General features: G+C 71.0%; 18 protein-coding genes. 9 read left to right on the forward strand and 9 right to left on the reverse strand.

The window, feature by feature from the left end:
• The first annotated feature begins 15 nt into the window (after positions 1–15).
• From ACFSKW_RS12525 to ACFSKW_RS12535, 3 genes are read left to right on the forward strand one after another with little or no spacing between them, the layout of a single operon-like run.
• Complete coding sequence (locus ACFSKW_RS12525; protein ID WP_379572362.1) at positions 16–525, forward strand: PadR family transcriptional regulator; 510 nt, start codon at positions 16–18, stop codon at positions 523–525.
• Entirely contained in the window at positions 522–1,214 is a 693-nt protein-coding gene (locus tag ACFSKW_RS12530; RefSeq protein WP_379572363.1) for an ABC transporter ATP-binding protein, read from the forward strand. The genes ACFSKW_RS12525 and ACFSKW_RS12530 overlap by 4 nt, the downstream gene beginning before the upstream one ends.
• The gene (locus tag ACFSKW_RS12535) at positions 1,211–3,703 is read left to right on the forward strand and encodes an FtsX-like permease family protein (protein ID WP_379572364.1); all 2,493 of its coding nucleotides are present in this window, start codon (positions 1,211–1,213) and stop codon (positions 3,701–3,703) included. Before ACFSKW_RS12530 ends, ACFSKW_RS12535 begins: the two co-directional genes overlap by 4 nt.
• Before the next feature lie 248 nt (positions 3,704–3,951).
• Here ACFSKW_RS12535 and ACFSKW_RS12540 read toward each other — a convergent pair whose 3' ends face one another.
• Positions 3,952–4,707, reverse strand: a complete 756-nt coding sequence (locus tag ACFSKW_RS12540; protein ID WP_379572365.1) for an SDR family oxidoreductase — start codon at positions 4,705–4,707, stop codon at positions 3,952–3,954.
• Between the two features lie 352 nt (positions 4,708–5,059).
• On the opposite strand from ACFSKW_RS12540, the gene ACFSKW_RS12545 reads away from it, so the two are divergent.
• Complete coding sequence (locus ACFSKW_RS12545; RefSeq protein ID WP_379572366.1) at positions 5,060–5,905, forward strand: class I SAM-dependent methyltransferase; 846 nt, start codon at positions 5,060–5,062, stop codon at positions 5,903–5,905.
• A gap of 37 nt (positions 5,906–5,942) precedes the next feature.
• On the opposite strand, the gene ACFSKW_RS12550 is transcribed toward ACFSKW_RS12545, so the two are convergent.
• Together ACFSKW_RS12550 and wrbA are read right to left on the reverse strand one after the other, a co-directional pair.
• Complete coding sequence (locus ACFSKW_RS12550) at positions 5,943–7,367, reverse strand: MFS transporter (RefSeq protein WP_379572367.1); 1,425 nt, start codon at positions 7,365–7,367, stop codon at positions 5,943–5,945.
• 25 nt (positions 7,368–7,392) lie between these two features.
• The gene (wrbA, locus tag ACFSKW_RS12555; RefSeq protein WP_379572368.1) at positions 7,393–8,064 is read right to left on the reverse strand and encodes an NAD(P)H:quinone oxidoreductase; all 672 of its coding nucleotides are present in this window, start codon (positions 8,062–8,064) and stop codon (positions 7,393–7,395) included.
• 77 nt (positions 8,065–8,141) lie between these two features.
• On the opposite strand from wrbA, the gene ACFSKW_RS12560 reads away from it, so the two are divergent.
• A complete protein-coding gene (locus ACFSKW_RS12560; protein WP_379572369.1) occupies positions 8,142–8,606 on the forward strand; it encodes a MarR family winged helix-turn-helix transcriptional regulator in 465 nt (154 codons plus the stop codon).
• 150 nt (positions 8,607–8,756) lie between these two features.
• Here the strand turns inward: ACFSKW_RS12560 and crcB are convergent, their stop codons facing one another.
• The 3 genes from crcB to ACFSKW_RS12575 are packed head-to-tail and all read right to left on the reverse strand — an operon-like array spanning position 8,757 to position 9,966.
• Positions 8,757–9,131 (reverse strand): fluoride efflux transporter CrcB, encoded by a 375-nt coding sequence (gene crcB / locus ACFSKW_RS12565; protein ID WP_379572370.1) that lies wholly within the window; start codon positions 9,129–9,131, stop codon positions 8,757–8,759.
• The gene (locus ACFSKW_RS12570; RefSeq protein WP_379572371.1) at positions 9,128–9,484 is read right to left on the reverse strand and encodes a DUF190 domain-containing protein; all 357 of its coding nucleotides are present in this window, start codon (positions 9,482–9,484) and stop codon (positions 9,128–9,130) included. Before ACFSKW_RS12570 ends, crcB begins: the two co-directional genes overlap by 4 nt.
• On the reverse strand, positions 9,481–9,966 hold the full coding sequence (locus ACFSKW_RS12575; RefSeq protein ID WP_379572372.1) for a fluoride efflux transporter FluC: 486 nt from the start codon (positions 9,964–9,966) through the stop codon (positions 9,481–9,483). The genes ACFSKW_RS12570 and ACFSKW_RS12575 overlap by 4 nt, the downstream gene beginning before the upstream one ends.
• Positions 9,967–10,176: 210 nt before the next feature.
• On the opposite strand from ACFSKW_RS12575, the gene ACFSKW_RS12580 reads away from it, so the two are divergent.
• The gene (locus tag ACFSKW_RS12580) at positions 10,177–10,347 is read left to right on the forward strand and encodes a DUF190 domain-containing protein (protein ID WP_379572557.1); all 171 of its coding nucleotides are present in this window, start codon (positions 10,177–10,179) and stop codon (positions 10,345–10,347) included.
• Between the two features lie 91 nt (positions 10,348–10,438).
• Here ACFSKW_RS12580 and ACFSKW_RS12585 read toward each other — a convergent pair whose 3' ends face one another.
• From ACFSKW_RS12585 to ACFSKW_RS12595, 3 genes are all read right to left on the reverse strand, one after another.
• Complete coding sequence (locus tag ACFSKW_RS12585) at positions 10,439–10,804, reverse strand: YybH family protein (RefSeq protein ID WP_379572373.1); 366 nt, start codon at positions 10,802–10,804, stop codon at positions 10,439–10,441.
• Positions 10,785–11,855 carry a nitronate monooxygenase gene (locus tag ACFSKW_RS12590; protein ID WP_379572374.1) on the reverse strand — a complete coding sequence of 357 codons (1,071 nt, stop codon included), beginning with the start codon at positions 11,853–11,855 and terminating at the stop codon, positions 10,785–10,787. The genes ACFSKW_RS12585 and ACFSKW_RS12590 overlap by 20 nt, the downstream gene beginning before the upstream one ends.
• A 134-nt stretch (positions 11,856–11,989) precedes the next feature.
• Positions 11,990–12,697, reverse strand: a complete 708-nt coding sequence (locus ACFSKW_RS12595; protein ID WP_379572375.1) for an SDR family NAD(P)-dependent oxidoreductase — start codon at positions 12,695–12,697, stop codon at positions 11,990–11,992.
• Between the two features lie 320 nt (positions 12,698–13,017).
• Between ACFSKW_RS12595 and ACFSKW_RS12600 the strand changes: the two genes are divergently transcribed.
• From ACFSKW_RS12600 to ACFSKW_RS12610, 3 genes are all read left to right on the forward strand, one after another.
• Positions 13,018–13,977, forward strand: a complete 960-nt coding sequence (locus ACFSKW_RS12600) for a LysR family transcriptional regulator (RefSeq protein ID WP_379572376.1) — start codon at positions 13,018–13,020, stop codon at positions 13,975–13,977.
• A gap of 375 nt (positions 13,978–14,352) precedes the next feature.
• On the forward strand, positions 14,353–16,821 hold the full coding sequence (locus ACFSKW_RS12605; RefSeq protein ID WP_379572377.1) for a ligand-binding sensor domain-containing protein: 2,469 nt from the start codon (positions 14,353–14,355) through the stop codon (positions 16,819–16,821).
• Positions 16,822–16,843: 22 nt separating this feature from the next.
• Positions 16,844–18,781, forward strand: a complete 1,938-nt coding sequence (locus tag ACFSKW_RS12610) for a ligand-binding sensor domain-containing protein (protein ID WP_379572378.1) — start codon at positions 16,844–16,846, stop codon at positions 18,779–18,781.
• Positions 18,782–18,789: the final 8 nt, after the last annotated feature.

Genomic DNA, 18,789 nt, shown 5'->3' on the forward strand with positions numbered 1-18,789 from the left:
GCATACTTGGTATCCATGTCGATCAGGCATGGGCTGCTTGCCCTGCTCAGCAGGGGGCCTCGGCACGGCTACCAATTGCGGGTGGAGTTCGAGGCGTCGACGGGGGCGACCTGGCCGCTCAACATCGGCCAGGTCTACACGACGCTGTCCCGCATGGAGCGCGACGGCCTGGTCGAGCCGGGCGAGTCGGACGAGCAGGGCCGGGTCGTCTACACGCTCACCGCGGCGGGCCGGGCGGAACTGGCGCGATGGTTCAACACCCCCGTCGTCCAGTCCGACCGGCCGCGGGACGAGCTGGTCATCAAGCTGGCCATGGCCGTCGCAGCCAAGGAGGTGGACGTCGCCGAGGTCATCCGCCGGCAGCGTACGGCGACCATGCGCACCCTTCAGCAGCTGACCAGGGCCAAGCGAGCCGCAGCGGAAGGCGCGGCTCAGCGGCTGGTGCTCGATTCGATGATTTTCCGGGCCGAGGCCGAGCAGCGATGGCTGGACCACTGCGAGGCCTTTCTTGAGGAGGAAAGATGACGGTCGTACGGCTGGCCGAGGTGGCCAGAGTCCATGACGAAGGGGCGACAGCCGTGCACGCGCTGAAAGGCGTGAGCCTCGAGGTCGACGCAGGGGAGCTGATCGCGGTCATGGGCCCGTCCGGGTCCGGCAAGTCGACCCTGCTCAACCTCGCGGGCGGGCTCGACCGGCCCACGTCGGGCACGGTGCACATCGACGAGCAGGATCTGGCCACCGTGCGCGACCTGGCCGCACTGCGGCGCCGTAGCGTCGGCTACGTCTTCCAGGACCTCAACCTGATCCCGTCGCTGACGGCGGCGGAGAACGTGATGCTGCCGCGCGAGCTCGACGGCGTGCGGTCACGCCTCGCTCGCGAGGAGGCCATGACCGTACTGGCGGAGATCGACGTGGAAGATCTGGCCGACCGCTTCCCCTGCGAACTGTCCGGTGGCCAGCGCCAGCGGGTCGCGATCGCCCGTGCCCTGGTCGGCGAGCGGCGCCTGTTGCTGGCCGACGAACCGACCGGCGCGCTCGACACGCGCACCGGCGACGAGATCCTGCGCCTCTTACGCGCTCGCTGTGACGCGGGCGCGGCGGTCCTGCTCGTCACCCACGAGCCGCGCTACGCCGCCTGGGCCGATCGTGTGGTGTTCCTCCGCGACGGGATGATCGCGGATTCCACGAACGTGTCGCTGGTGAGCGCCCGATGAGCGCTGTTCTCGCCGCGCTGCGTATCGCCCGCCGGAACGCGTGGCGTTCCCGGGGACGAAGCGCGCTCATCATGGTGATGATCGGCTTGCCCGTCCTGGTGATCACGGCGATGTTCACCCTGATCGATACTATGAACGTCACCGGCCAGGAGGGCATGGTGGCCGAGCTCGGCGCGGCCGACGCTCGCCTCATGCAGACACCCGCGGGTACGGTACTCCGCCAGGAGCCGAACGGGGCGAGCTGGGGCCCGGGCGGCGATGGAGCGGCCGCGCCCAGCCTCGGCACCGCCGAGGTGATGGCGCTGCTCGGACCGGGCACCCGGTTGATCCCTTTCAGTACTGGCGTGCTCCGGCTGGGCACCGAGCAGGTCGACGCGCTGGAGACCGACCTGCGCGATCCCCTCACCAGGGGAACGCTCACGCTGCGTGAGGGCAGGTTTCCCTCCGCCCGCGAGGTCGCGGTGACACCCGCGCTGGGCCTGCGGCCCGGCGACCTCCTACAGGCATCCGCTGCGACGCCGCTGACGGTGGTGGGCGTGGTCGAGCACCCGCACCGGCCGTCGCTTCGACAGGTCGTGGGTCCGGATCTCCCGTTGGCTCCGTTCGATCAATTCTCGTCTCCCGGGGAGTACGGCACCGGATGGCTCGCCGATACCGCGAAGCCTGTGTCTTGGACCGATGTGCCCACGCTGAACAAGGCCGGTCTGTACGTCACCTCCAGGGCCATGATCACGAACTCGCCGCGCACCCCGGCTCGTGCCTTCGACGTCCAGTACATGGTCGGGATCGGCGCGATGATCGTCATGGTGGCCCTGGAGACCGTGCTGCTGGCCGGGCCCGCCTTCGCGGTCGGGCTCCGCAGACGGCGCAGGGAACTGGCCGAGATCGCGGCGCAGGGCGGCTCGGCCGGACACCTGCGGACGATCGTGCTGGCGGACGGATTGGTCCTCGGCGGTGCGGCCACCATCGTGGCGACGGCCCTCGGCATCGGGATCGGAGTGCTGGGCGCCCATGTCGTGGCGCACTGGGGAGGGCAGGTCGGGCCGCCGGACGTACCGTGGTCGCAGGTCCTGGGCGTCGCCGCGCTGGGCCTGGTCACCGGGCTCGTGGCAGCGCTCGTGCCTGCCGTACAAGCGGCTCGGCAGGACACCGTGACCGTGCTGGCCGGCCGCGCGCCCGCGGTGGCCGATCGGCCGGGATGGCCCCTGGTGGGGGCTGTGCTGGTGCTGGCCGGGCTGGGGGCGACCGTGGTGGCGCGGCGCCAGCCGGGCTCGGTGCGGGTGCTCGCCTCCGCGGTGCTGATCCTGCTCGGGCTGGTGGTGGCGACGCCATGGCTGGTCGGCTACACCGGACGGCCGGCCGCGCGGTTGCGCCTCCCGCTGCGGGTGTCCGTCCGCGACGCGGTCCGCCACCGATCCCGTACGGCGAGCGCCGTGGCGGCCGTCATGGCCGTCACGGCCACGGTCGTGGCGATGGGCATCGGCACCTACAGCGACTACATGGACCGGCGCAACGCCTACACCTCGGCGCGCCCGACCGGCATGCTGGCGATCTGGGCCGGCAACATCGGCGACGCGGCCTGGACCAGACTTCGCGCCGAAACGGCCCGCCGGCTGCCGGGCGTGCCGCTGGCCGCCGGATATCAGGCGAAGGACGCCCGGGGCCGCCGCTACGCGTTGCGGTACACGATGCGATGGAACGGGACACGGACGCGTCGCACGGCGGCCATCGGAGACCAGGCTCTCCTCAGGCTCCTCCAAGGGCGCCACGACCCGCAGGCAGCAGCGGCGTTGGCGAGCGGTAAGGCCGTGGTGTTCGACGCGGCCGCGCTGCGGGACGGCAAGCTCGCGCTGCGGGCGGGCTCCACGTCCGGCCCCCCGCGCAAGCTCGAAGTGCCTGCGGTGCTGGCCACGCCCGCCGACAAGCACCAGGGCGGCGCCCTGCTGCCCCGCGCCCTGGTCGAGCAGGCCGGCTTCTCGACGGCGGAGCGCCAGCTCTATGCCATGCACCGGCTGCCGGCCGACTCGACACTGTGGCGCGATCTCGCCAAGGTGAACTCCCGCGTCACGATCGCCGCCGAGGAGGGCTACCGCAACGTGCCCGACGCTGGCTTGTGGGGCTGGCTCGTCGGCGCTCTTGTCCTCGTCGTCGGCGGCACGCTGGCCGCTACTCGCCTGGCAGCCGCCGACATGCGGTCTGATCGGGCGACGATGGCGGCCATCGGCGCACCACCCGGGACGTTGCGGATGGTCGTGGCCGGCCAGGCCCTCTACATCTCCGTGCTCGGCGCGCTGGTGGGGCTGGTCGCGGGAACGGTGACAGGCGTGGCGCTGAGCCGGCCGATGACGACACACGGCACCGGAGATCCCGCGACGATCGCGATACCGTGGCCGTTCGTGATCGCCGTGGTGGTGGGGCTGCCCATTCTGGCGACCGTGGCGGCGCTGGTCACCCGGAGCAGACTGCCTCTCGCCCGCCGGCTCCTGTGACGCGGATCCTAGGACTGCTCGCGACCTTCCATCACGTAGCCGAACGCCGGGCCTGAGTACTGGTGCGGCGGCGCGCCGGGGTCGCCGATCATGGTCATCACGCGCGCTCCCTCCGGGATGAAGGGCGGCTGGACCTCCTGCAGCATGGTGATCGCGTTCTGCCAAGCGGTCGATCTCGGCTTGGCTCTGGTGGTCGCCGGGTCGTGACCTATGGGTGATGGGCCCGTGTGATGTCGGGCGGGGCCGCGCTACTTCGTGGCGGCGTTCCGGCCGGGCCAGTCGCGGTAGCGGATCTGGCCGAGGACGGCGTCGTCGTCCGGCACCAGCGACCGCTCGAGCAGTTCGGCTCCGAAGTAGTGGGCGTGCGGGTCGGTGACCACCTCGCGCGGATCGCCCCAGGATGCCAGCGCGTCACGGAAGAACTCGTCCATCCTGAACTGCTCGGGCCCGGCCACCTCGACCATGCCGTTCAGCGGCGACCCCACCGCGGTCCGGCCGACCGCCTCGGCGACGTCGTCGCCCGCCATGGGCTGGAAGAGCACGGGCGCCATCCGCACCTTGTCGCCGTCCGTGGCGTCGTCGGCGATCCTCCGGACGAACTCGAAGAACTGGGTGGCGTGCACGAGCGAGTAAGGGATCGACGATTCCTCGATCAGCTTCTCCTGGGCGATCTTCGCCCGGAAGTAGGCGTTGCCGGGCGGCCGTTCCGTTCCGACCACCGACAGCGCGACGTGGTGGCCGACGCCGGCCGCCGCCTCCGCGGCCAGCAGATTGCGGGTGGAGGTCTGGAAGAACTCCAGCACGGCGGCCTCCTCGAAGGAGGGGGAGTTCGACACGTCGATCACCACCTGCGCGCCCGCCACAGCGTCGGCCAGCCCTTCGCCGGTGAGGGTGTTCACGCCGGTGTTCGGTGACGCGGCCACCGCCTCGTGGCCTTGCTCGCCGAGCTTGGTGACGAGCTTCGACCCGATCAGGCCGGTGCCGCCGACTACCACGATCTTCATGACGAACCTTTCTGTCCGCCGGGGACCCCTTGGCCAACCGGTCGCCTGCTAGGACAGGAAAGCCTCCGGACCTGTGACAGCCCCCAGCAGAACGTCTTCGGGCTTCGCCTTCAGCGTCCCTCGTCCTGTCTCTCCTGCCACGCACCCGGCGGCAAACTTTCAGCAACCGTCACCAACGTCCCTCCCTGCGAGACGTACAGCCGCGCGGCCATCGGCGACCCGAAGTGGGTCGACGCCATTCCCGTGGGGGCTGATGGTCGTGTGCCGAGCAGATCGTCAGGACCTGTGGATCAAGATCTTCTAGGCTGCTGCGGACGAGAGCTGGTGGGCGCGCTCGCGGAGGGGGATCGACATGCCTGACGGATGGCAGTGGGACAGCACGCTGTTCCAGGGAAGCGCGGCCTACTACGAGCGCGGCCGGTTGCCGTATGCCCCGGGCTTCGCCGAAACGCTGGCCACGGCCCTCGGCCTGGACGGCCGGGGCAGGCTCCTCGATGTCGGCTGCGGGCCGGGGATCGTGACCCTCGCCCTGGCGCGGCTGTTCATCGAGGCGGTCGGCGTCGACCCCGATGAGGACATGCTGGCCGAGGCCGCGCGGCAGGCCAAGCGCCGCGGGGTGGTCAACGCACGCTGGGTGGCGGCCCGCGCCGAGCACCTGCCGGCTGGTCTGGGTGAGTTCCGGGTCGTGGTGTTCGCCCAGTCCTTCCACTGGACGGATCGGGATCGTGTGGCCGAGATCGTGCTGGAGATGCTGGAGCCGGGAGGTGTGTTCGTCCACATGAGCGACCTCAAGAATCCGCCCGCCGAACCGGCGCCGCTGCCGCTGCCCGCTCCTCCGTACCCGCAGATCAGCGACCTGGTGCGTCGGTACCTCGGCCCGGTGCGCCGCGCGGGGCAGGGAACACTTGTCAACGGCACGCCGGACCGGGAGGACCTCGTTCTGGCGCGGGCCGGGTTCGAGAGTTTCGAACGGCATGTCGTGCCGGCCGGGGAAGTGGTCGACCGCGCCGCGGACGACATCGTGGCGTGGGTGTTCTCCCGATCCGACTCCGCCCCTCATCTGTTCGGCGACAGGCTGGAGGACTTCGAGCGGGACCTGCGCGCGATGCTGCGACGGACATCACCTGACAACCGCTTCGCGGAGCGCCTTCCGGCAACCGAGATCATGACCTGGCGCAAGCCGCATGCTGGGCGGTGACTAAAAGGTCGCGACGGCCTGCCGCCCGGCCCGGCGGTCAGCCGCGCCGGTGCCGCGGCAGCAGCAAGCTGACCACGGCGATGGCCAGGCCGAGCCCGGCCGCCATGAGGAAGACGAGGTCGTAGCCGACGGCGAGGGCGTCGACCGGGGAACGCCCGTCGGCCTCCGACGCGGCTGTGGTGCCGGCGGCCGTCGCGAGCACCGCCAGGCCGATCGACCCGCCCACCTGACTGGAGGTGTTCGCCAGGCCGCCGATGATCCCCGCGTCGCCTTCGGGAGCGTCGGCGGTCGCCGCGGCCATGAGGGTGGGGAAGGTCAGCCCGATGCCGACCGCGATGAGCAGCGTAGGCCCGAGCACGCTGGTGACGTAGCCGCTGTCGGCGTGGGCCAGGGAGAGCCAGCCGAAGCCGGTCAGGAAGCAGGCGCTGCCGGCCAGCACCAGGGGGCGCACACCGGTTCGCGGCAGCAGGGTGGCGGCCCATCGCGCGATCACCATGAACGTCACCGCCGCGGGTGTCTGCCCGAGGCCGGCTTGAAGCGCGCTGAAGCCGAGGACGTTCTGCAGGAAGAGCGACGTGAAGTACCACATCGCGATGGCAATGCCGCCGAACAGCAGCAGCATGGCGTTGCCGACGGCCACCCCCCGGATTCGGAACAGCCGCAGGGGCACCATCGGCTGGCCGGCGAAACGCGCCTCCACCACGGTGAAGACGACGAGCAGGAGCAGGCCCGCCGCTACCGGCCCGACGACCGGCCCGGACGACCAGCCGTGATCGGCGCTCTGCATGACCCCGTAGATCAGCGCGGCCAGCCCCGCCGTCCCCGTGAACGCGCCCGTGAGGTCGAGCGACTCCCGCCGGCCGGTTCGCGTGCCGGCCAGCGACATCATGGCCACGACGATCAGCACCGCGCCGATCGGCACGTTGATGAGGAAGACCCACCGCCACGACAGGCCGGTGGTGATGGCACCGCCCGCGACCGCGCCGGCCATCCCGCCCACACCGCCCGAGGCGGACCATGCGCCGAACGCCTTGGCGCGAGCGTTCGGCTCGGTGAACGACGTGTTGATCACGGCCAGCGTCGCCGGGGCCATCATGGCCGCTCCGATGCCCTGTGCGACGCGGGCCGCCACCAGGACCCCAGGAGCGGTCGCCAGACCGCCGGCCAGACTCGAGGCGGAGAACAAGAACAGCCCGGCGATCAGCATCCGGCGCGGGCCGAACAGGTCGGCGGCGCGGCCACCCAAAAGCATGAAGCCGGCGAAGCTGAGCAGATAGCCGTTCACCACCCAGGCCAGGCCGGTGGGTGTGAAGCCGAGCTCCTCGCGGACCGAGGGCAGGGCGACGTTGACGATGGACGCGTCCAGGATCACCATGAACTGGCTGGCACACGCCAATGACAGGACCAACCAGGCGGGGCCGGTGTGCGACCTGGCCCGCTGCGTTGTGCTGGTGCTTGTCATGACTGCCTCCTCTCTGATCCGCCGCTCACGCGGTCTGGGAGATCGTTCCGGCCATGGCTTCGCTGGAGTTCCCGTCGGCATCGGTGACCTGGCCGCTCTCCAGCAGCCGGGTCGTGATCCGGGCCAGCCGCCGTCCCTGGTACCTGGCCGCTTCCAGCGCCGCGGCGTCCGGGCCGTCTCCGGTCGGGCCGGTCACGAACGACGTGCCGTAGGGGTTGCCGCCGGCGGCGTACACGACCGGATCGGTGAATCCGGGCGGGACGATCAGCGCCCCCCAGTGGTAGAAGACGTTGCCCAGCGACAAGATCGTGGCCTCGCTGCCGCCGTGCCGGTTGAACGCCGAGGTGAACGCCGTCACCGGCTTGTCGGCCAGCACGCCTTCCTGCCACAGGCCGCCGGCCTGGTCGATGAACTGCTTGAGCTGCGCGGCCGGCGCGCCGAACCGGGTCGGCGTCCCGAACGCGAACGCGTCGGCCCACGCGAGGTCCTCGACCGAGGCCTGGGCGATCGACGTGACGGTGTCGGTGTGCCGCCGCCACAGCGGGTTCTGGTCGATCACGCTGTCGGGTGCCAGCTCGGCGACCCGCCGCAGCCGCACCTCGGCCCCGGCCGAGGCGGCGCCATCGGCGACGGCCTGCGCGAGTGCGTGCACGGCGCCTGTCGCGCTGTAGTAGATGACTGCGACCTTCACGGTCATGCCAGACTCCTCGAAGTCGTGTAGATTAGTTATGCGAATAACTATTATGCGCATAACTAATCTGTCAAGGAGAACCCGTGGACTTCGAGCAAGCCGACGCACTCAACCAGGCCATCCGCCTCCTGAGCCTGCGCCACCGGGCCAGGGCCGCGGCGCTGCTGGCCCCGCTCGGCCTGCACCCTGGACAGGAGGCGCTCCTGCTCGAGCTCGCCCGGACCGGCCCGACGATCCAGGCCCAGCTCAGCGAGGCTCTCGGCTGCGAGCCGCCCAGCGTCACGCTCATGACCCGCAAGCTCGAAGCCAGCGGCCACATCCGCCGCAAACCCGCCCCCTCCGACAAGCGCGCCAGCATCGTCGAACTCACCGACAGCGGAAGGGCCCTGGCCGAGCAGGTCAAGCAGCTATGGTGCGCCCTGGCGGAGGAGACCGTGACCGGCCTGCCCGCCGCGACGGTGGCAGAGCTGCCCTGCGTCCTCAGAACCCTGACCGGCAACGTGGACACCAGGCGCCCCCGCCACCCACACGGCGCCCGCGCGGTCTAGTCACGGAATCGCGACGAGCCGGGCACGTCGCGAGCGTGTCCGGCCGGGTCAGCGAGCACGTCGAGCAGATCGTGCGCACCGGCACGACCGACGGCGTCACGAGCAGCGGCCTGGCGAACACGCGCGAGACCGCCGCTCCGCCATGGGAGGTCAGCCGAACGCCGCCTGGGCGATCGTCAGGCCGACGAACACCGCGCCCAGGCCCGCCACCACCGAGGCGACGACGTTGGCGACGGCGAAGAAGACCGCGCCGGTCTCGGCCAAGCGCAACGTCTCGTAGGAGAACGTCGAATACGTGGTCAGCGCCCCGCAGAAACCGGTGCCCAGGAGCAACTGCAGTGCAGGACCGGCCACGCCGGACAGCGCCGCCCCGGCCAGCACGCCCAGGATCAGCGAGCCGACCACGTTGACGGCGAAGGTGCCCCACGGGAAGACGGTGTCGTGGCGGGCTTGGACGGCCCGGTCGGTCAGGTAGCGCAGCGGTGCGCCGACCGCGCCACCGACCAGCACCAGCAGCCAGTTCACCGTTCCTCCTGCTGATTGGTCTGCCGGCCGCGGTGGTGGACGACCTCGACCTCGTCCAGCACGGCCAGGCCCTCGATGAGCAGGTCGTCCAGCTGAGGCAGGAACGCGCGGATCCGCTCTTCCGCGTCAATGATCACCACGGCCACCGGCAGGTCGTCGGCCATCGACAGCAGCCGGGTGGTGTGCACGACCTGGGTGGCGCCGAACCCTTCCACGCCGCGAAAGACCGATGCCCCGGCCAGCCCGGCGGCGTGCGCGCGGTGCACGATCTCGGTGAACATCGGGCGGTGGTGCCAGGTGTCGGTGTCGTCGAGGAAGACCGTCAGCCGCAGCGCCCGTCCGAACATGATCATCGTGCTCTCCTCGCCGCTCGTCTCGCCATCCCGGCCGCCAGGACGCGGCGGGTGATCCACGTTCCGGCTGTGACCGCTACCAGCGCGGCGGCGACCGTGCCCGCCAGATAGGCCAGCGCCGGGCCCGGATGCCCTGCGGACACCAGGCGCTGGATGTCCACGCAGTAGGTGGAGAAGGTGGTGAACCCGCCCAGCACGCCCGTGGCGAAGAACGGCCGCACCCATGCCGGCGCGGTCCAGGTCTCGCTCACGACCACGAGGAAGACGCCGATCACCAGGCAGCCGACGGCGTTGACGCCCAGGGTGGTCCACGGAAACGCTCCGGCCGCGGTCGGCCACAGCAGCGCCGCCCCATACCGGGCGGCGGTCCCGATCATGCCACCCGCGGCGACGGCCGCCAGCACGCGGTAGTGCGAGCGGCGCAGCTCCCTGCGCTGGCGCGCATCCGACAGATCGACATCGGGGTCGACGGGCTCGGTCACTGCCGCGGGCCTCACCTCAGCTGAGCGCATGTCTCCCCTGCACGTGGGCGTCCGCCGGAGGCGGGCGCGAGCTGTCACGAGCAGGGACCGTTGGCGGCGGTACGACACCGCGGTTCGGGTACGGCGGGCCCCACCGCCGCAGGGCGCCTCGCGGCCCTCTCACCCGCGCGGCACCCTCACACCCGTTCAGCCTAGCGCCACATCACCCTCATCGACGCCGAGGACAAGATCCGCGCCTTCCTGCCACAGCTCGACGATCTCGTGACCGAAGGACTGGTGGTCATGGACCAGGTCGAGGTGATCCACTACCTCGATCGGCCCGTTCAGCAGGCATCGCTGGACGCCACCGGCACCGGCGGCGCTTTCCCGCCCCACCCCTGACCTCGAACGTCACTCACCCGGCCGGTCCTGGCGCGGAAGGCCCTGGGCGGTGGGCGGGGGCCGGCCGAGGCCGCACCGTCCAGGCGTGTGGTCAGCCGAGCCGGGAGACCTGGTAGTGGCTGATGAGCCAGTCGTCGCCGATCCGGCGCACGATCACGCTGAGATTCACCGTCACCGCCGGCCGGTCGGTGAAGGAGAAGTCGACGCTGAGGTAGCCGAGGACCAGATCGTCGGCGAGGTGCCGGGTTTCCCTGATGTCGTACGAGGCGGACAAGCCGATGGGCTGCGAGTCGTAGTACGCAGCGACGCCCTCGGGGCCGACGCTGTACGGGCGCAGGCCCTGGAAGATCGCGTCTTCGGTGAACAACGACGCGACACGTTTCGGGTCGTGGGCGTCGACGCCGGACTTCCACTGGTCGAGAACGGTTCGGAGGATCTCAGCTTCTGTGCCGGTCATGGGTGGCCTCCCTTGCTGGATGGGTGAGCGGGTGGGTCAGAGCCGTCCCGGCCAGCCGGTTCATGATCGCTGCTGCCGGTTCGGCGGTGGCGTGCCGGAATCCCGTACCGGCCCACAGGTGCACGCGTTCGGGGTCGCCCGCGGCCGCGGCGGCTCTGCGCATGCCGCTGGTCAGGTGGTGCAAGGCCGGGTAGCCGTAGGGCGCGAGAGCGCTGTACCGGTCGGTGAACTCGTTGCGCAGCGCCCGCGCGGGCCGGCCGGTGAACGCATGCGTCAGCTCCGTGCCCGTACGGGCCGGGTCGGCGAGCGCGGCCTTGTGGATGGCCGAGCTGCCGGCCTCGTCGCTGCGCAGCAGGACGGTGCCGACGGCGACGGCCTGCGCCCCTGCCCGGAGGGCGGCGGCCACGTCGTCCGCGGTCGCCAGGCCGCCTGCGGCGATCAGCGGCAGGTCGACCGCGCGCCGAACCGCGGCGACGAGGTCGTTGATCGGGGTGTCGGCGATCGGCCGCGTCGGGGTGAACGTGCCGGAGTGGCCGCCGGCCGCCGCGGCCTGTACCGCCAGCGCGTCGACGCCTGCGTCGGCCGCGGCTTCGGCTTCGGCGACGGTGGTGACGGTCTGCACGAGCAGCGCCCCTGTGGCACGGAGCACCGCGAGGTCGTCACGGCTCGGAATGCCGAAGGTGAAGCTCACGACGGGCACGGGATGGGCGCGAAGGACGTCGAGTTTGTCGTGCCAGTGGTCGTCGTCCTCCGTCGGCGAGCCGGCGTCGAGCGCGATCCCGTAACGCTCGGCCTCGCCGGCGATGAGATCGGCGTAGCGGCGGAAGGCCGCGAGATCGACAGGAACCGGGTTGGGGACGAAGAGGTTGACGCCGAACGGCACGGAGTCCCCGGCCATGGCGGCGATCTCGTCGGCGACGGCCTGCGGGGTCTTGTATCCGGCGGCCAGGAATCCGAGGCCGCCGGCGCGGGCGGCCGCACGCACGAGAGCCGGTGTGCCGGGGCCGCCCGCCATCGGCGCGGCGATCACTGGAAGATCGAGACTGAGCATGCAGTCGAGTGTGATGGGCATCCGCGCTCAACTCCCGGCGAGGGTGGTGTGGGTCCGGCCGGCCTGAACCGGCGACGCTGTATCGCCGGATATCCCGTCCCACGGCGGGCGGGCCGGTGGCTTCGGGTGCGGACTCAGTGGCCGGCGCTCTGGCCGCCGTCGACGTGCAGGATCTCGCCGGTGACGAACGGGGCGTTCTCCAGATAGGTGATCGCGTCGACGATGTCGCCGATCTCGCCCAACCGGCCGACCGGGTGCAGGCCGGCGAGGGCTTCGTGGGTCTCGGGCGCGTGCATCGGCGTACGGATGACGCCCGGCGACACCGCGTTGACTCTGATGCCCCTGGTGGCGTACTCGATCGCCAGGGACTTGGTGACCGCGTTGAGGCCGCCCTTGGTCAGCGACGCCAGCGCGGACGGCACGTTCGCGTTGGCGTGGTCGACCAGGCTGGTCGTGATGTTGACGACGTGCCCGCCACCCTGGGCGAGCATCGCCGTGATGGCCCGCTTCGAGACCTCGAAGAACCCGCGCAGGTTCACACCGGTCACCAGGTCGTAGTCCTCGTCGGTGTAGTCGGTGAACGGCTTGGCCACGAAGACGCCGGCGTTGTTGACCAGCGTGTCGATGCGGCCGAACGCCGCCAGACCCTGCTCGATGACGCGGGCGCCGACGGCGGGGTCGGCGATATCGCCCGCGACGGTCAGGATCAAGGGGTCGTCGGACGGCGCGATGGAACGGGAGTTCGCGACGACCGCGTAGCCGAGCTTGCGGTACGCGGTCACGAGCGCTTCCCCGATGCCTTGGGACGCGCCGGTGATGACGGCGACTTTCTGCGGACTCATGGTGTCTCTTTCCTTCTCGTGCGGACGAGGGCGTGCGTCACCCGCACCGCTGTGATGCGGCGCCGCACGGGGTCTGCCTGTTCAGAAAGTGGTCGCCGCTCCAGGCGCGAGGCTCAGGAGACGGCAGGTCAGCCAGGTCGGCGGCTGAGGCCCGCCTAACTCGATCGACGCGGTGGGTCCGCCGATCGGAGGCATCCGCACCGCGGCCTTCCCCGCTGTGGTGCTCATACGTGAATGGTGCCCCCTACCAGGGGTTGTGCGCCACGACCTGGTCGCTCTCTGCTGAGAGGCGCTCTCTCCTACCGCACTAGGATGGGCGGGTGGAGCTACGCCAGCTGCGCTATTTCGTCGCGGTGGCCGAGGAGCTGAACTTCGGTAGGGCCGCCGTACGGTTGCGCATCGCAGGCCCTTCGCTCTCCCAGCAGATCAAGGCGCTGGAACGAGACCTGGGCGTACGCCTGTTCAACCGTGACCGCCGCTCGGTCACCCTCACCGCCTGCGGCGAGGCGCTGCTGCCGCGGACCAGGGCGCTGCTGGAGCAGGCCGACGAGTTGCGCCGTTCCGCGGCCGGCATGTCGGCGAGCGAACCGGTACGGCTCGGCTATGTCACCTGGTGCCCGGCCGAGCTGGCCGCCCGCGCGTCCGGCGTCGCGCACCTCGTCGGCGACACGTGGGTCATGCCCTCGCACGTTCAGGTGAGCAGGGTCGCCGACCGCAGCCTCGACCTGGCGATCTCCTGTGTGCGAGCCCAGGACCTGGTCACCTACGGCCTCGAGGCGCGGCTGATCGGCGTGGACCGGCTCTTCGCGATAGCCGCGGGGTCCGCCACGTCCGAGGTCCAGGCGAAGAACACCGTGGTACTGGTGGACGCCGACTCCGCCACCTGGTCGTCGTGGAACCTGTACGCGAAGGAGTTCGCCCGCGACACCGGCGCCCGCATCGTGGACATCAACGACGGCGGCGTCACCGGCCCCGCCTTCTTCGATCACGTGCGCAGGCTCGGCTGCCCGGTCATCAACTCGCCGAAGGGCCAGACCACGCCGGTGCCGCCCGACCTCGCGCAGCGGCCGGTCGTGAACCCGTCGCCGTACTGGACGTGGTCCTTGGTGTCGCGGCGCGACGATACCCGGGCGGCCGTGCGGGCCACCATCGAGGCGCTCACCCGTGACGTCGGCCCGCTCCGTCTCGACCCCGACACGGCTTGGATCCCGGCGCATGACCCGTACCACCTCACCGATCCGGCCGGCCGGGGTCACTCGGGCGCGGTGACGACAGCGTGAGCGAGTCGTGCCGATGCACGCTCCCTTCTGTACCCGGTCGAGCGTTCCGCGCCCGCCTTCCCGCGGGTGCCACGGCCGACTATCCGCAGATCTTCTGGCAGGCGCAGAGGGCCACGGAGAAGGCCCGCCGCCAGAGTGGCAGGCCTTCGCCTTCGTGAGGAGAACCACGTCTCAGCCGGGCCGTGGCTTGGCACGCGTGGGGGAGCAGGGCCGGGCACGCGCCGTGCCCGTCCGCTCGGCTCGTCGTGATGTTGCGCAAATGTGCGCACGATGAGTCTTGCTCGATCGTTTCCGCGCATGGTACGAATGGCGCAATATCGGTCTGGCCCGTAATCGGTCAGGCCTGGCTGTGCTCGTTCCAGAGAGGAACGCGTCATGCACCTGTGCCCCGCCTTAGCCCGTGTGCTCTGCCTGGCCGCCCTGCTCGCGACCGCCCTTGTCATCCCCTCCGCAGCCCGAGCCGCCGACATCGTGATCGCCAACCACGGCTTCGAGGAAGGAACCTCGTCGCTGACCGGCTGGACCCAGTCGCACGGCACCACGGGCGTCTCGCCCAGCACCGAGCGGGCCTGGCGCGGCGCGCGAAGCGCGCGCCTCACCGACGGCTCCACCGATGCCGCGGTCGGCCTGCAGAGCGGGCAGGTGCCCGTCACCGCGGGCAAGACCTACGCCGCCTTCGCCAAGGTCTACCTGGCCGCCGGACGCGCCGACCTCTACCTGCGCTTCTGGAACGGCGCGACGCTGGTGCACTCCGCCTACACCCAGGTCGCCGCGCCCCTGAACCAGTGGAGCGACGTGCGGGTCGTGGCCGCCGCGCCCGCGGGCGTCACGCGTGCGAGTGTGCTGCTCTACTCGGGGGTCGGCGGCACCGGCACCAGCTTCTGGGACGAGATCCTCTTCACCGCGCAGGTCACCGACCTCGGAGTCCAGGTGGAGAACTCCGCGCCCAACGGCACGACGTTCGGCGTCGGCCCCGATCAGGACAAGATCTACGCCATCTACACCGGCACACAGAACGACACCCCGCAGCTCGCGGTGATCGACGCCGACACCGAGAACGCCGTACAGCGCGTGCCGATCCCCGGCGCCACCGGCGGCTGGGCGGCGACGACGGCCACGGACGGCACCGTCTACCTGGGCACCTACAGCAACGCGGGCGTCTACCGGCACACCCCGGGCTCCGGCACGGTCAGCCTGGTCGGCGAGGCGGCGGGCACCGCCTCGTTCGTGTGGTGCCTGACCCCAGGACGCGACGGCAAGGTCTACGGCGGCACCTACGACACCGGCGCGTTCTTCAAGTACGAGCCGGGCGACAGCGCGCTGACCCCCATCGGCTCCACGCCCATCCAGGCGGGCAAGAAATACGTGCGCAGCATCGCCTACGACACCGCCGCCAACGTCACCTACCTCGGCACCGGGACGAGCGCGGCGCTGGTGCGCTTCGACAACACCTCGGGCGCCAAGGCCGACCTGCTGCAGTCGCTGCCCGCGCGGCTGCGCGCCGGGTCCATGGTCACCACGCTGAAGCTCACCGGCGGCAGGCTGTTCGCCAGGATCGACACCACGCTGATCGTGCTGTCGATGTCCGGCGCCACTCCGACCCTGGAGGCCGAGATCACCGGCACCTCGGCCGACCTGTCCGACGAGCGCGACGGCAAGGTCTACTACGCCAAGGGCAGCGCCCTGTACGCCTACGACATCGCCTCGCGGACCGAGCACGCGGTCGGCGTCGACCTGGGCATGGACCCGACCGCCTTCGGCTGGGTCAAGCTCGCCGGCGACGCCGACCACACGCTGGTCGCGCTGGGCGCCGCCGCCAACAGGACCCGCCTGTTCAAGTACCGCCCGGCCGACGGCGTCACCCGCTCCGTCGAGGTGGCGGGCACGCCCGTGCTGCCCGCCGCGATCAACGCGATCGCAGGGGGACCCGACGGGAAGATCTACAGCGGGGCCTTCTTCACCGGCGGCATGGGCGTCCACGACCCGATGCGCGGCGACGACGACGACCTGCGCGCCGACCTGATGCACCGGGCGGGCTTCTCGCAGACCGACTCGATGCTGAACCACCAGGGCCGGCTCTACGTCGCCACCTATCCGGGCGCCAAGGTCTACGAGTACGACCCGGCGAGCCCATGGGACTTCGGCGCGAACCCCAGACTGCTGTTCGCCCTGGCCGGCGACCACCAGTCGCGGCCCTACGCGCTCGCGGGCGCGCCTGACGGCAGGATCTTCGTCGGCACCGTACCCGACTACGGGCGTTACGACGGCGCGCTGACGATCTACGACCCTGCCACCGGTTCCGTCACCGTCCACAGGAACATCGTCCCCGACCAGTCCGTGGTCTCGCTCGCCTACCACGGCGGGCTGGTCTACGGCGGCACCTCGACCAGGGGCGCGCTCGGTACCGGCGATCCCCTGGCGGAGGCCGCGGTGTTGTTCGTCCACGACCCGGCCACCGGCGAGACGGTGCCGAAGCGGCTGCCGGGCGCCGCGGCCGACGCCACCACCATCACCGACCTCACCGTGGTCGACGGGAGGATTTGGGGCTTCGCCGAGGGCTATCTGTTCGTCTTCGACCCCGCCGTCGGCGACTTCGTCTACCACGCGAAGAAGTTCTCCGACGTCGGCACCGAGAAGTGGCGTGACGCCGACCTGCGCACGGTGGCCAAGGATCCCGCCCACGTCTACGGCACCGCGGGCGACCACCTGTTCAAGATCACGAGGTCGACCTACGCGGTCACCGAGCTGATCCCCAAGACCCCGGGGCTCGACGGTCTGGCCACGGACGACCTCGGCAACCTCTATTACAAGATCGTCGGAAGGCTGTACCGCTATGCCTTCTGAGCACCACACGAGAGGCACATCGATGAGAAAGACACGGTTCGCCGCTGTGCGGGCGACGGCGCTGGCGACGGCGCTGGCCGTCGGCCTGACCTGCCTGCCCGCCTCGGCCGCCGCCGCGCCGGTGATCGAGGACCTCGGCCCCGCTTCGGAGGTGACCTCGATCAGCGCGGCCGAGTTCGTGGGAGACCGGCTCTACCTGGGCACCGGCGGCATCAAGCCGACCAGGATCGGCGCCTACGACCCCGCCCAGCGGAAGGTGACCTCGATCGCCGAACTGCCCACGGGCGACGGCACGTGGGCGGCGGCCGCCGTCGGCACCGACCTGTACGTCGGCACCTACACCCCCGGCGACATCCACAAGGTCGACACCCGCACCGGTACGGCGGCGAAGGTCGCCGACGTGAAACCGGACAACTTCATCTGGTGCCTCGACGCCGCCCCCGACGGGAAGATCTACGCGGGCACCTACCCGCGCGGGCGCGTCGTCGAGTACGACCCCGCCACCGGGCAGACCCGCGACTTCGGCCAGGCGGTCGCGGGCGAGCAGTACGTGCGCAGCATCGCCGTCGACGAGACCACCGTCTACGCCGGCGTGGGCGCCAAGGCGCACCTGATCGCCATCGACAGGGCCACCGGCGCCAAGCGCGAGCTCCTGCCCGCCGAGCTGGCAGACCGCACCTTCGTCGGCACGCTGGCGCTGGAGGGCGGCCTGCTGGCGGCCGGGCTGTCGGCCACCGGTGACCTGATGCTGATGGAGACCGCCGACCCGTCACGCCACGTGCTGGTGGACGCGCCGGGCGACTCCTACGTCACGGCCATCGGGATCGACGCGCCCCATAACGACGTCTACTTCGGCACCAGGCCGTCGGGGACCCTCTACCGCTACGACCGCGACACCGCCAAGCTCGACAAGCTGGCTGTGCCGTACGACGGGGCGTCCTTCAACCGCATCTTCGTGGGCGACGGCAAGCTGACGGGCGTGCTCACCAGCTCGGTCGTGGAGTACGACCTGGCCACGGGTGAGCTGACCGGCGTCGACCTCACGCAGGCGGGCATGCCGCCCGCCCCCGAACTGCCGATGGCCGTCACGGCGACGCGCGACCAGGTGCTGGTCAGCGGCAAGGCGGGTGTCCAGGTGCACGACCTGGCCACCGGGGCGAGCACGCGCACGTTCCTGCCTGGCGAGGCCAAGGCGATGACGGTCGTCGGCAAGCAGGTCTACCTGTCGGTCTACACGCTCGGCTACCTGTTCGGGATGCGGCCCGACGGCAGCGACCTCAGGCGGCTCACCCGGGTGGGCGAGGAGCAGAACCGCCCGCTCGACGCCCACTACGACCCGCTGTCCGGGCGGCTGCTGGTCGGCACCCAGCCGGAGTACGGCCTGCACGGCGGGGCCCTGGCCCTCTACGACCCGCGCCGCGACAGGATCGAGACGTTCAGGAACGTCGTGCGGAACCAGTCGATCCGATCGGTGACCAGCATGCTCGGCACCGCCTACGTCGCCAGTGAGATCGCCGGCGGCCTCGGCACCACGCCCGTCGAGAAGGAGGCCGAACTCGCGGCCTTCGATCTGCTGACCAAGCGGGTCCGCTGGTCGACCGTGCCCGTGCCGGGCGCCACGTCGATCTCCGACCTCGTCGCGCACCGCGGCAGGCTGTACGGCATCGCCGACACCGGCGTGCTGTTCGAGTTCGACCCGTGGCGCAAGAAGGTGACCCGCACGGTCCAGGTGCCGATCAGCGCGGCGCGCAGCGGCACGCTCGTGGAGACGCGCGGACGCCTGTACGGCACCGACGGCAAGGCGATCTACCGGCTCGACCCGTCGGCCATGACGATCTCCACGGTGGTCGAGGGGCTCGACGCCCAGGCCTACGGCACCCAGCCGCTGCTGGCCGCCGCGCCCGACGGACGCGCCCTGTACGCCCTGCGCGCCAGGAACCTGGTACGCGTCACCCTCTGAAGGGCGAT

The organism is Nonomuraea mangrovi, assembly GCF_042681425.1.
In the GTDB taxonomy this organism is placed as follows: Bacteria; Actinomycetota; Actinomycetes; order Streptosporangiales; family Streptosporangiaceae; genus Nonomuraea; species Nonomuraea mangrovi.